9 protein-coding genes and 1 pseudogene are annotated in these 11,969 nt (G+C 42.2%); all 10 read right to left on the bottom strand.

Going from position 1 to position 11,969, the window contains the following annotated elements:
* Nucleotides 1–3: 3 nt before the first annotated feature.
* Nucleotides 4–372: a hypothetical protein gene (locus GYM62_RS18290; protein ID WP_091653160.1), complete on the bottom strand. Its 369-nt coding sequence runs from the start codon at nt 370–372 to the stop codon at nt 4–6.
* Between the two features lie 280 nt (nt 373–652).
* Nucleotides 653–2,132 (bottom strand): annotated as a pseudogene (locus tag GYM62_RS18295) (IS1182 family transposase).
* 166 nt (nt 2,133–2,298) lie between these two features.
* Entirely contained in the window at nt 2,299–4,818 is a 2,520-nt protein-coding gene (ccsA, locus tag GYM62_RS18300) for a cytochrome c biogenesis protein CcsA (protein ID WP_219957451.1), read from the bottom strand.
* Between the two features lie 27 nt (nt 4,819–4,845).
* Nucleotides 4,846–5,262 carry a cytochrome c maturation protein CcmE gene (locus tag GYM62_RS18305; protein WP_219957452.1) on the bottom strand — a complete coding sequence of 139 codons (417 nt, stop codon included), beginning with the start codon at nt 5,260–5,262 and terminating at the stop codon, nt 4,846–4,848.
* Nucleotides 5,263–5,270: 8 nt separating this feature from the next.
* A complete protein-coding gene (locus tag GYM62_RS18310; protein WP_219957453.1) occupies nt 5,271–5,516 on the bottom strand; it encodes a CcmD family protein in 246 nt (81 codons plus the stop codon).
* 3 nt (nt 5,517–5,519) lie between these two features.
* Complete coding sequence (gene ccsA / locus GYM62_RS18315) at nt 5,520–6,194, bottom strand: cytochrome c biogenesis protein CcsA (RefSeq protein ID WP_091653152.1); 675 nt, start codon at nt 6,192–6,194, stop codon at nt 5,520–5,522.
* A 126-nt stretch (nt 6,195–6,320) separates the two neighbouring features.
* Nucleotides 6,321–7,649, bottom strand: coding sequence for a dicarboxylate/amino acid:cation symporter (locus GYM62_RS18320; protein ID WP_091653150.1), 1,329 nt, complete (start codon nt 7,647–7,649; stop codon nt 6,321–6,323).
* Between the two features lie 10 nt (nt 7,650–7,659).
* Nucleotides 7,660–8,745: a chorismate synthase gene (gene aroC / locus GYM62_RS18325; protein WP_144607575.1), complete on the bottom strand. Its 1,086-nt coding sequence runs from the start codon at nt 8,743–8,745 to the stop codon at nt 7,660–7,662.
* The gene (locus tag GYM62_RS18330) at nt 8,745–10,190 is read right to left on the bottom strand and encodes a BatD family protein (RefSeq protein WP_219957454.1); all 1,446 of its coding nucleotides are present in this window, start codon (nt 10,188–10,190) and stop codon (nt 8,745–8,747) included. Before GYM62_RS18330 ends, aroC begins: the two co-directional genes overlap by 1 nt.
* 527 nt (nt 10,191–10,717) lie before the next feature.
* Nucleotides 10,718–11,947, bottom strand: coding sequence for an ammonium transporter (locus GYM62_RS18335; protein WP_091653140.1), 1,230 nt, complete (start codon nt 11,945–11,947; stop codon nt 10,718–10,720).
* Nucleotides 11,948–11,969 lie beyond the last annotated feature (22 nt).

Consider the following 11,969-nt stretch of genomic DNA (forward strand, 5'->3'; position numbering starts at 1 on the left):
GAATTATTCACAAGTGGGAGGGCAACTAGCCCCCTTATTATAGTATTCCTCTTCCACGCCAGCATGAGTCAGCATTGTGCCCTCAGCGTTTGCAGGAGAGATGACAAGGTTTAGCCTCCCGATATAATCATCCGGATTGTCGGGATAAAGTTGTTGGGCTGTTTCCTCAGTGTATTCTGTAAAATAAATTCTGATACCGCCTTTGTCAGGATCTGTTTTTTGTAAGAGCTCTTCAATCGTCTTTCTGTCAAAAAAGATCCAATTGGTTTGATTATCTACATTTCTACTTGGACCCTGACCTTTTCCGCCCTTTCGGATTTCATCGTCATATTTTTTCTTCATCTGGTCAAAGTCCTTCTTGCTGATTTTCATAGATGGCTTCCGTTAGCTAAATGGTTTTTAAAAAGGTTTATCGAGAAGATGAATATAGCTCATTTTATGCCTCTGATAAAATAAAAAAGAGGCTGTCTCATAAATAGTTTTCACATTTAGAGATATTCGATTTTGCGCAATAGAGGCCGATTTTTGATTTTCGGCCTCTATTTTTTTGACCGGGGTTCACATGAGTTGTTTTTTAGGGTCATGGATGGATACTGTGCTCCACTTGCTTTTGTCTTTGTTTTGGGATGAAAAAATGGACATTTAAGGCTGTTCATCCCGCCTTTTTGGCCAGGTTGTGGGCAATGGCCAGAAGGCCTGTTTCAACGGCCACTTTTGCGCTACCGCGGAGCATGAAACGGCTTCTGCCCTTGTTGTATTTGAAGTGTCCGAAGACCGGTTCGACATCGATGGCCCGTTGCTTTCTTTTCTGAATACCTCGCTCTGAGGTTAGCCGTTCCTTTGCTTTGGCTTTCTGTTGCTGGAGTCTTGTGTTGACCTTGATGACTTTGTTTCCCTCCCCGGGATGGCAAGCTGCGGAGAGTGGACAGCCGGAACAGTTTTTAGCCTGATAGTGGCGATAGTGTTGAACGAATCCGGTTGATGTTTTAATGCTTTTCCCGCTCTTTTCCATGGGCTGTCCCATGGGGCAGATGTAGCGGTCGTTTTGCGGGTCGTAATGGAGGTTGTCGAGTAGTCCGTAGACTTTCTTTGCTTTGGATTCCTGTTGAAGTTCTTTGTGGAAATAGTTGTACTTGACGAAGGCTTCGATCTGGTTTTCCTCCAGGAAGCAGTAGTTTTCCTCACTGCCGTATCCCGCATCGGCTGTGTAGCTGGAGGATAGAAACCGTAGAGCTGACAGTATTTTTCCAGATGAGGTTTGAGGGTCAGCGTATCGGTGGGATTGGGATGCAGGGAGTAGTTGACCACAAACTGTCCGTGGGTACTGAGCTGAAGGTTGTAGGCGGGCTTGAGCTGTCCGTTTTTCATGTGGTCTTCCTTCATCCGCATGAAGGTGGCATCGGGATCGGTTTTGGAGTAGCTGTTGCGTCCTGCCAGGATCTGTTCTTTTTGGTCATATTCTTCCAGTTTGGCCGGCCAGTGCTTTTTGGCGTAGTTTAGTTTCTGCTTCACTTTTTGTCCACAGGCTTGTCCTGCAGGGCCCGGTTGATCTTGTCCACGGTCTGAGACACTTTCTCCGGACTGGGGTTGATAAAGTCGGGCTCTTCGGCTCCCAGCTCCCGGGCGGCTACCGAACCTGCGTATTCCCAGAGTTCCTGGAGCTGTTTGCTGATCCGCTCCTTGTTCTTTTTGATCGCCTTACCCCAGACAAACGTGTAACGGTTGGCATTGGCCTCTATCTTGGTACCGTCGGTATAGACCTCCTTGATATCCAGAAGGCCTTCTTGATGAAGCAGCAGTACCACTTTGGAGAATATATCGCCGATCACCGGCTTGAGCCGTTCGGAACGAAAGCGGTTGATCGTGTGGTGGTCGGGACGCTGCATCCCCGAAAGCCACATGTACACGATGTTTTCCCGGGTAGCCTTCTCCAGCTTACGGGACGAAAAGCAATTTTCAAGATAGCCATAAACCAAAATCTTCAGCAGCATCCGGGGATGGTAGCTGCTGGCACCGTTTTGCCAATAATAGGCATACACCGAGGAAAGATCGATCTGATCCATCACCGAATTAACGGTTCGGGCTGGATGATGGGCTGGAATTAATTCTTCCAAACTCGGAGGAAGAAGCATCAGCTGGTTGGGAGAATAGTCTTTAAAGACTATATTCGTGTCTTGTTTTTGCACACCTCAAAATACCTATTTTGAGTTAAACAAGAAAGGCTAGCCGAGAAATCAGCTAGCCTATTAAACTATCTACTTTTGAGACAGCCTCTTTTTGTATGTGTGGTAATGGCTTTTATTCCATTCCCTTATCTCGCATTTTTTTGAACTCGTCGAATCGTCTAAATATGGCGACGGTGAATCCGATCAGCATGATAATGGAGCCAATCCAAAGTACATTGATGTAAGGCTTTACAATTGCCTTCATGACCACATAGTCTTTTTGATATTGATTGACCTTGAAAACAAATTTATTTTGTTCTGGGAGAATATTATCCAAAGTCACTTTGATACCTAATTCATTGTCCACCACCGGAAGCTTTCCAACTTGATTGTTTCGGATGATAAAAGTTGGTTCCAGTTTTTTCTCCACATCATAATCCAAAACCCGAAGCTTGGCTTTCACGGCTACATCACCTTCTTGAAGCGCGTATCCTTCGATTTGATTTAATACCTCTGCTCCGTCGAAATAGGTCACATAATCCGCAATGTGGAACTGTTCACCTGGAGAAACTTCATGAAACTGATCATCTTTCCACTCCGGATCTTCGTAGTCATTCATTGCAGCCACGTAGGTATACAAGTCACGATCAAAGTAAATTTTAGAGTCTGGAGAAGAAATCAAACCTCCCATGTTTTGATTGAATTGGGACATGGGGCTTAAGGAGAATTTTAAAACTTCATTTTGATAGTAGTCTATCTTGAAGTAGTCATTTTCTTCCAAAACCAGATTTACTTTATCGCCTTTCTTGATGAAATCTTTATAATCTTCCAGGGCAATAGCTTCATTCACATTCCCGGTTGATTCTAGAATCTTTGCAGGCACATATTCTGGAATACCCACCACTTTTTTCTGACGTCCCCGGTAGATTACTGTGTAGTCTTTCATCTGGGTCGGTTTGTTGATCCAAAGCAACACGTGCTCTTTATTCAATTCATCTTCCCAGCTATTGCTATAAGTAAGCCCAGACATATTGATGGAGATGGTATCTGAGTAACCTGAGCTGAACATGATACCAATCAAGATCATACCCAAGCCAATGTGTGCCAGAGATCCACCTGCCAATTTGAAGGTTGATTTTTTCAAAATTTTGAATAAAATCACCGCATTGGCTACAACAGTAAATGTTCCAGCCACTACAATTACCATATATTTCCAATCATAGACTTTGGCCAGTACGATTACCAATGCAGCTATGACTACCGAAATTATATAAGGTGTCAAAAGAGCGTCTTTCAACGCTTTTTTATCCATTTTTTGCCACCAGAAAAACTGGCCAACTGCCGTGAGCAATGCGATAGCCACTCCAAACCATAGCTGGAATTTAGTGTAAAATTCTACCTGATCTGCTGGGGGCGCCATATTGGAAATCCCCCCAAAGCTTTCCACCAAGGCGTTCCATGCAGGAATGGATGTAGGAAGGATCACCTGAAAGCCCATCAAACCTAAGGTAGTGGCTCCAATAAAAACCCAAAATTCACGGGAGTATACGGATGCTTCCTTTTCAGAGGTAGGAATATGCTTCCAAGCCCGAATGGTCAGGAATACTGAAATGAATAAGAAGAATAGCAGATAGATCAATAGCTGACCAGAAAGTCCCAAGTCAGTAAAGGAGTGAACAGACGCATCTCCTAAGACGCCTGACCTTACAAGGAAGGTGGCATACAGAACCAAAATAAAGGAAAGAATGACCAAGACTATGGAAGTCTTCAAAGCGGTCGCACTTTTCTTAAAAGTGATCATTGTGTGTATAGAGGCCACTAAAATCAACCAAGGTACATATACTGCATTTTCAACAGGATCCCAATTCCAATATCCGCCAAAATTCAATGTTACATAGGCCCAATAGGCTCCCATGATGATTCCCATTCCCAAGACCATGGCAGAGAAAATTGCCCAAGGTAGAGCTGGACGGATCCATTCAGAATATCTTTTGGTTACCAATCCTCCAATCAGAAATGCAAATGGAACTAAAGTGGAAGCATAGCCCAAAAAGAGTGTTGGAGGGTGAATGACCATCCAAATATTTTGCAATAAAGGATTAAGCCCAGTACCATCTTCCGGTATAAAGTCCGGATTCATCTCAAATATGGGTGCCTGCGTGGCGTCTCTCAGCAATATAAAAGGAGAGCTTCCCAGTTTTAAATCTCCGATTACAACTCCCAAAATCATGGATACTAAGAAGGCCTGAACCAGAGAGAACACAATCATTACAGGAGCTTCCCATTTCTTGTTGGTATGAATCAAGAATAGCCCAAGAACTACATTCCAGAAAATCCAAAGGATAAAAGCACCCTCTTGACCTTCCCAAAAACTGGAAATCATATAGTGAACAGGAAGCGCTTTGCTGGAGTGTGAATAGGCGTAGAAATATTCGAATCTATGATTGTAGATTATTTCAAAAAGTGAAAATGCAACCAAGACACTGGCTACAGCATGTACATAAAAGCTGATTCGACTGAATTTTTGCCAACTAGCTTTTTCAATCTCATTTGCTGAAAAATACTTGTAATAGGCAAATGCCGTAACCAATGAACTAACAAAGGCCACGATAGTCATCAAATGGCCTAAGTTGCCGATAAAGGTGTTAATCATGAATTTTTGGATCTATTGCTTTCTGCCTCACATTCCCGCCGCCTGCACTTCTGTTTCCTGATATTTGGAAGGACACTTCATCAGGATTTTGTCTGCGATAAATATCTGGTCATTCTTGTAAGAGCCAATCACTACTACTGATTCTGATCTTGTAAAATCAGCAGGCACTGGCTCGTTGTAGAACACTTCCTGTTCTGTTCCATCATTATCCACCAAAATAAAGGTAAAGGATGTTTTGTCATCTCTCACTTGAAGTCCCTCCACCTCACCAGATGGGTTCTTTTTCAATTGGCCAACTACGTGGATAGCTTTATCATTTCCATCCTGCTTCATTTCCAAAGCAGTATTGAAAGTTTCATAGCTGCTCGCATCTCCTATTGAAGTCATGATAATCACAATGGCTATAGCGATGATGCCGATTCCGATGATATGTCCTTTTTTCATAATTTGACTTATTTGGTGGAAACGCTTTTTTCCAGTTTACTGATCTTTCTTTCCGTACTGATTAGATAAACAGTAATTCCTGCGAAAATGATCCCAATTATCCCAACCAGCACGTAGATTTTTCCATCAGCTCTAAGCTGATCAGCCATTTCCACGGAATTATTGGAATAATCCGATTCTGTCACAGGGATTTTTTCCTGAGCCATGACGGATAGGCTCAAAACCAAGAAGAATATTGTTAGTAATTTTTTCATCTATCAGGAATTAATCATTTTATCTTCCAAAGTTCTTTCCACTCTACGCATTCTCACGCGGACTGTTGCTATCCAAGCACCCAAAAGCGTCCAACCGATAATGGCCGGATAGAAAACCATCCTCAATTTAGAGTCAAGGTCATAGGCATTAAAGCCAGGATTTCCACCGTTTCCAGGATGCAGGCTATCAGTTAATCTTGGCAGTACAAAGATGAGTGGAATAAATGCTGCAAAAGCAAAGATGTTGTAAATGGCACCTATTCTTGCTCTTTGCTGCATATCAGTCAGAGAGTTTCTCAGAATTAAATAGGCAAAATACATCAAAAGGCCTATTGCAGAGGCGTTTTGCTTGGGATCACCGCTCCAGTAATCTCCCCATGTAAATTTTGCCCAAAGCATACCCGTAACAATTCCAAGTACTCCGAAAAGAATCGCTGCATTGGTGAATTCAATCGCCATGTCATCGTGATTCAAATCATTGCTCCGTAGGTATTTGATACTGTAATACACAGATACCATCAACATAAGAATCATCCCAAACCACATCGTGACATGAAAATGCAATGCACGGATAGTTTCATTCAGAATTGGAAGTCTTGGAACGTCCATCAATAAACCTGCCGTTAAGGTATAAATGAGCAGGGCAATGGCCAGGATTTTCCACCAGGATTGGCGCATAGGGTAATTTTTGATTTTTCAAGCGCAAAAATAAGGCATAAGTTCCTGAAAACGTCGGATTTTCTCAGAAAAGACAAAAGGCCAAAGCTTATCTGCTCTGGCCTTTCGTTTGTACTCTCAAAACCTTTATTCGTTAGGAGTCAAAGGATTACTTTTTCTTATCAATCCATCTGGCAATTCACCTTCGGTACTTGCCACAATGGTACAGACGGTAGCATCTCCGGTAACATTGACCACGGTTCGGAACATGTCCAAAATTCTATCCGGAGCGATGATCAAGGCGATACCTGCAGCCGGAACACCGATAGATTCCAATACGATGATCAACATAATCAAACCAGCACCAGGTACACCTGCCGAACCAATGGAAGCTAAGGTTGCTGTCAATACAATCATCAGCTGTTGAGTCAAAGATAAATCCATCCCTAAAGCCTGGGCGATAAATACTGCCGCAACCCCTTGGTAAAGGCTGGTTCCGTCCATATTTACTGTAGCGCCTAGAGGTAGAACAAAGCTGGATACTTCCTCAGAAACTCCGATTTCTTCCTCAACCTGCTTCATAGTCACCGGAAGGGTAGCAGAACTGGAGCTTGTAGAAAAAGCCAATAATTGAGCAGGTCTAATAGCTTTGAAGAAGTCCAAATATTTGACCTTGGTAAAGGCCATCAAGATCAAAGGATAAATCACCATGATCATCATGAGCAAACCTCCGACGACCACAAGACTATATTTCAATAAAGCCAAAAGTAATTCTATTGCTGAATCCGGATTATCTCCGGCGATTTCTACAATTAGGGATGCCATCAATGCAAAAACACCATAAGGTGCAATCATCATGATATAGTTCACGATTTGGATAATGACATCATTAAAGCCGTCGAAGAAGGCGATGACAGGATTTCCCTTTTCCTTAGGAATTTGAAGCAAGGCTATCCCTACAATAATTGCGAAAAAAACTACCTGAAGCATAGCTCCATTGTCGGTAGTTGCCAGGAAAAAGTTTTGTGGTACAATATCAACCAAAGGCTGCAAAGGACTTTGTTGCTGTAATTCTGCCGCAACTCCCACTTTGGAGCCCGCGTCTCCTTCGTAAAGCTGCATCAAGCTTTCTCTAGTCTCTACCGGAAGACTTTTTCCCGGTTTGAAAATGTTTACCAAAATCAAACCAATACTGATAGCGATCACGGTTGTGACCAAATATGTTCCTATGGTTTTTCCGCCAATTCTGCTGAGTTTGGAGATGTCACCTAAGTTGGAAACGCCTACAATCAAAGAGGCCAAAACAAGAGGCACCGCGATCATTTTGAGCGCATTGATGAAAATAGTACCTATTGGTTTGATATAATCAATGGTGAAAGAATTAGGCAGGTTAGTTTTGATCACCACTAGACCGAAAACCAAGCCTAAAACCAAACCAATAATAATTTTTGTATGTAAAGGTATTTTCTTCCTCATGAGGCTGGGTTTAAAGATCTCGAAGTTTATTGGTTTTTGACAATAAAAGGTAATCAGCTATGACCAAAGCGGCCATTGCTTCCACGATTGGTACGGCTCTAGGCACTACACAAGGATCATGGCGTCCTTTTCCTGAAACGGTTACTTTTTCACCAGCCTCATTGATAGAGTCCTGATCTTGCATAATAGTGGCCACGGGTTTGAAGGCCACTTTAAAATAGATGTCCTCTCCGTTTGAAATTCCGCCTTGAATTCCGCCTGAGTGGTTGGTTAAGGTTTTGATTTGATCGCCTTCTTTTACAATGGCATCATTGTGCTGGGAGCCTCTCATTTTTACCCCTTCGAAACCGGAGCCAAACTCAAATCCTTTCACAGCATTGATGCTAAGCATAGCTTTTCCGAGCTCTGCATGTAAGCGATCAAATACTGGTTCTCCCAATCCAGCTGGAGTATTTTTAATCACACAGCTGACAATACCGCCAATAGTATCACGGTCCTTCCTAACTGAATCGATCAATTCGATCATTTGATCAGCAGTTTCAGGGTCTGGACATCTCACAATATTTTCCTCAGCTTTGTGAAGATCCAATTCTTGATAAGGTTTCTTCAAAGCAAGATCTCCAACCTGAGATACAAAGGCTTGAACAGAAATTCCTTTTGTAGCTAATAGCTGTTTGGCTATGGCTCCACCAGCAACTCGAGCTGCGGTTTCTCTTGCCGAACTACGGCCTCCACCCCGGTAATCCCGAAGCCCGTATTTTTCAAAATAGGTATAATCTGCGTGGGAAGGGCGAAATTTATCTGAGATATGAGAATAGTCCTTACTCTTTTGGTCGGCATTACGGATGACAATTCCAATCGGAGTTCCGGTAGTTTGTCCTTCAAAAATTCCGGAAAGGATTTCTATCTCGTCTTCTTCTTTTCTTTGTGTGGTAATTTTTGATTGGCCCGGTTTTCTTCGTTGCATTTCAGCCCGAATGAAATCTTCATCGATTTTTAAGCCTGCAGGACAACCTTCTATCGTTACTCCTAAAGCTACTCCATGGGATTCACCGAATGTGGTGATTTTGAAGAGCTTTCCAAATGAATTCCCCATTACTTCTTTCGAATAATTATAACCGCCAAAAAGACCACTGAAGCCAATAAGAGCAGGTTGATTGCGGTCGTAAAATAGTATTTATATCGCTCGTTTAAAAATTGGTTGTCTTCACTCCCAATTCTATCATAAATTCCTCCCAGTCTTTGACTGGAGATGGCTTGGTTTACTTTGCTCTCTCCCACCACTTTAATCTTTGCTGAAGGTCTGAGCGTATCATATACTGCTCTTGCAGGATCAAAATAGATCCATTCAAAATGCTTGGCTAGATCTACCTCAGAAGCTTCATTGATGGTGATATAATAGGTAAACTCTTTGATACCCGAAACTCTTCCATATCCCCGGTTGATTTGTTGTCTCACATTCGGGTCGTAGGTATTGAGATTACCTCCTGAGATTCTTCGAGGCTCTGAAATTGCGTTAATGTTTCCTACGCCGCTGATTCCAAAATTGTAATTGAAGCCTTCTCCGGTTTCTACTTCCAACTCAGTGATGTTTTCCCGTAATTGATATTGACCAACTGCCACCTCGTTTCTTAAAGGATGTGGAGGCAAAGGTTTCACTGTGATAGTTTTTGGAGCAGAATAAAAGGTCTTGAAGTCTTCCTGTCTATTTGCTCCAAAAAAAGTAGGGTTCTTTGCGACTCTATATTTAATCATTTCCCAAGGGATACTCGGAATCTGAATTTTTCCTTCGGAGAAAGGGAAGAAAGTTGCCTCATAAACCTTGTACCTCACCCAACGCTTATTGTTGATAGTGATTTGCTCTGGTTCGATATTGGAAATATTGTAGTTTTCCTCCCATGCATTGGAAGGTTTGATTTTTTTCAAAACTCCATCCAATTGCTCTCCTGGCTTATAAAAATTAAATGGAGCTTGATTATTTTCAGACATGTAAAATGCAAGTGTAAGAGAAAAGCCCTCACCTGCATATATTTCCTCCTTATCTACAGTTACAGAGAAAAAAGCCTCGTCGTCTAGCTCTATATATTCAGGTTCTTCGGAATTTCTTCCAAAAAACTCTGCAAAGGGGTCGTAATTGTTGCCTCCTAGGTTTTGGGCACTTACAGGATCCGTTACGGAGATAGTTTTGCCCGCGAAATCAAACTCTTTTCCGTTGATTGTTATAGAGAAAGAGGGAAGAGTAAACTCACCTTTTCTGGAAGGCTTATAATACTGAATAATACTATTGGAACTAGTCACCTGCCCGTTGATCACATTCATGGAGGATGATTGCGAAATTCCTTGTTTTTGGAAGCCCGGAATTTCAGGGAATTGATCGTAGGACTTGATTTTTTCGTTGGCTACGTTTATTTTAATGGTGAAAGTTTCATTCAGTCCTATCTGGTTTGGGCCTAATTCCACCTCTACTTCCTGCGCAAGGAGGTTTTGAGAGAAAAAGGTACAGCAAAATACCAAAAAGGAAATGATGAGCGTTTTAGACATAGTTGCGAAATTAAGGATAATTCCATTTTTGGAACCCTAATTTTACGTAACAATGAAGGAAAAGCCTTCGTATGGATACTTAAAATCAGTTAATAAACCCTAAACTCTTTAAACTATGATAGAATATGTGAAGACCATTTTGCAAAAAGTCAGCTTCTCAACCTATTTGTTTGAAAGGGAACTGCGAAAGGGCCTTCGACTTATTTTACCAACTGAAGTCGAGGAATTTAAGAACTGGTGCTATGAGATGTTTGGTAAAGTTCACCAATCAATTCTAAATCGGTATTTTCAACCTGCCATCTAAAAACAACAAGCCCCGATCAATTTGACCGGGGCTCTTTTTTGGTTGGTGGTTAATTAATGAAATCTGATTATCCGCAATCATCCTAGTTGCCTTATTTTCCTTGCTTGACAGGTTGGAAGACCGATGACCGAAGACCGAAGCTTCCGGATTTTGATCCTTTCAGCAGACAATAAGCTATATTTTTGTCAATTCTGGTAAGAAAGCGGATTTCCATATAATGAAATTAATCTTTGCTGGCAAAATCGGGATAAGCTCTCATGCCATGTTCATTGATATCCAGTCCTTCTACTTCTTCTTTTTCATCTACCCGAATACCAATAGTTTTTTTCATGGAATAGAAAATAATTCCTGCGAAAAGCACACAGAAAAATCCTACTGCTCCTACTCCGATTAGTTGGGATACAAACTGACTCCAGCCTGCCAAATCCCCAAAGATTCCGACAGCCAATGTTCCCCAAATACCTCCGACTAAGTGCACGGAAATAGCTCCCACTGGATCGTCCACTTTGATTTTATCAAACAGGACTACGCCAAAGACTACCAATCCACCACCTATAAAACCGATGATGACTGATTCATTCAAACTCATTTGATCTGCCCCGGCGGTAATTCCCACTAGTCCAGCCAGGATACCGTTGAGTACCATGGTGATATCATAGGATTTGAATTTGATGTAGGATACAAGCAAAGCTCCAAAAGCTCCTGCAGCAGCAGCCATAGAAGTAGTCACAAATACTTTGGAAACGGCTCCCGGGTCTGCGCTCAAAACGGATCCCCCGTTGAAGCCAAACCAGCCAAACCAAAGTAAGAAGACACCAAAGGTTGCAAGTGGCAAATTATGACCTGGAATAGCACTCATTCCTCTTTCGGTGTATTTGCCGATTCTAGGACCTAATAAGAAGGCTCCTATGAGGGCACCCCAGCCACCCACTGAGTGAACAATCGTAGATCCTGCAAAATCATAAAATGGAGTATCCAAAGTATTCAAAAATCCTCCTCCCCATTTCCACATTCCTACAATTGGATAGCAAATGGCCACGTAGAGAATAGAAAAGAAAATAAATGGCCCTAGCTTGATGCGCTCAGCGACAGCTCCGGACACTATCGTAGCAGCTGTGGCTGCAAACATTGCCTGAAAGATAAAATCTGTAAAAAAGGTATATCCTTCATTATAATTAGAAGTATCCCAACCTTCAGGAAGGTCGAGACCAAAACCGGCGAAGCCAAAAACAGCTCCTTCGAATCCCGCTCCCGGATACATCAAGTTAAACCCAACCAGTGCATAGGTTAAAAGCCCTATTGCAGGGATAATGGTGTTTTTAAATAGGATATTGACGGTATTTTTTGCTCTTGTCAGTCCGGCCTCCAGACTAGCAAAGCCCAAGTGCATAATGAAGACCAAAATGGTGGCCATCATCATCCACAGGTTGTTGACGGTAAATAATTCTTGCATAGGTTTGAATAGGTTCGGTGAT

It is taken from the genome of Algoriphagus sp. NBT04N3 (assembly GCF_019443765.1).
Classification (GTDB): Bacteria; Bacteroidota; Bacteroidia; order Cytophagales; family Cyclobacteriaceae; genus Algoriphagus; species Algoriphagus ornithinivorans.

Bases quoted from the DNA above. Each gene is read 5' to 3' on its own strand.
- GYM62_RS18330 (WP_219957454.1), bottom strand. From the start codon at position 10,190: ATGTCTAAAACGCTCATCATTTCCTTTTTGGTATTTTGCTGTACCTTT.
- GYM62_RS18320 (WP_091653150.1), bottom strand. From the start codon at position 7,649: ATGAGGAAGAAAATACCTTTACATACAAAAATTATTATTGGTTTGGTT.
- aroC (WP_144607575.1), bottom strand. From the start codon at position 8,745: ATGGGGAATTCATTTGGAAAGCTCTTCAAAATCACCACATTCGGTGAA.
- ccsA (WP_091653152.1), bottom strand. From the start codon at position 6,194: ATGCGCCAATCCTGGTGGAAAATCCTGGCCATTGCCCTGCTCATTTAT.
- GYM62_RS18335 (WP_091653140.1), bottom strand. From the start codon at position 11,947: ATGCAAGAATTATTTACCGTCAACAACCTGTGGATGATGATGGCCACC.
- GYM62_RS18290 (WP_091653160.1), bottom strand. From the start codon at position 372: ATGAAAATCAGCAAGAAGGACTTTGACCAGATGAAGAAAAAATATGAC.
- GYM62_RS18305 (WP_219957452.1), bottom strand. From the start codon at position 5,262: ATGAAAAAAGGACATATCATCGGAATCGGCATCATCGCTATAGCCATT.
- GYM62_RS18310 (WP_219957453.1), bottom strand. From the start codon at position 5,516: ATGAAAAAATTACTAACAATATTCTTCTTGGTTTTGAGCCTATCCGTC.
- ccsA (WP_219957451.1), bottom strand. From the start codon at position 4,818: ATGATTAACACCTTTATCGGCAACTTAGGCCATTTGATGACTATCGTG.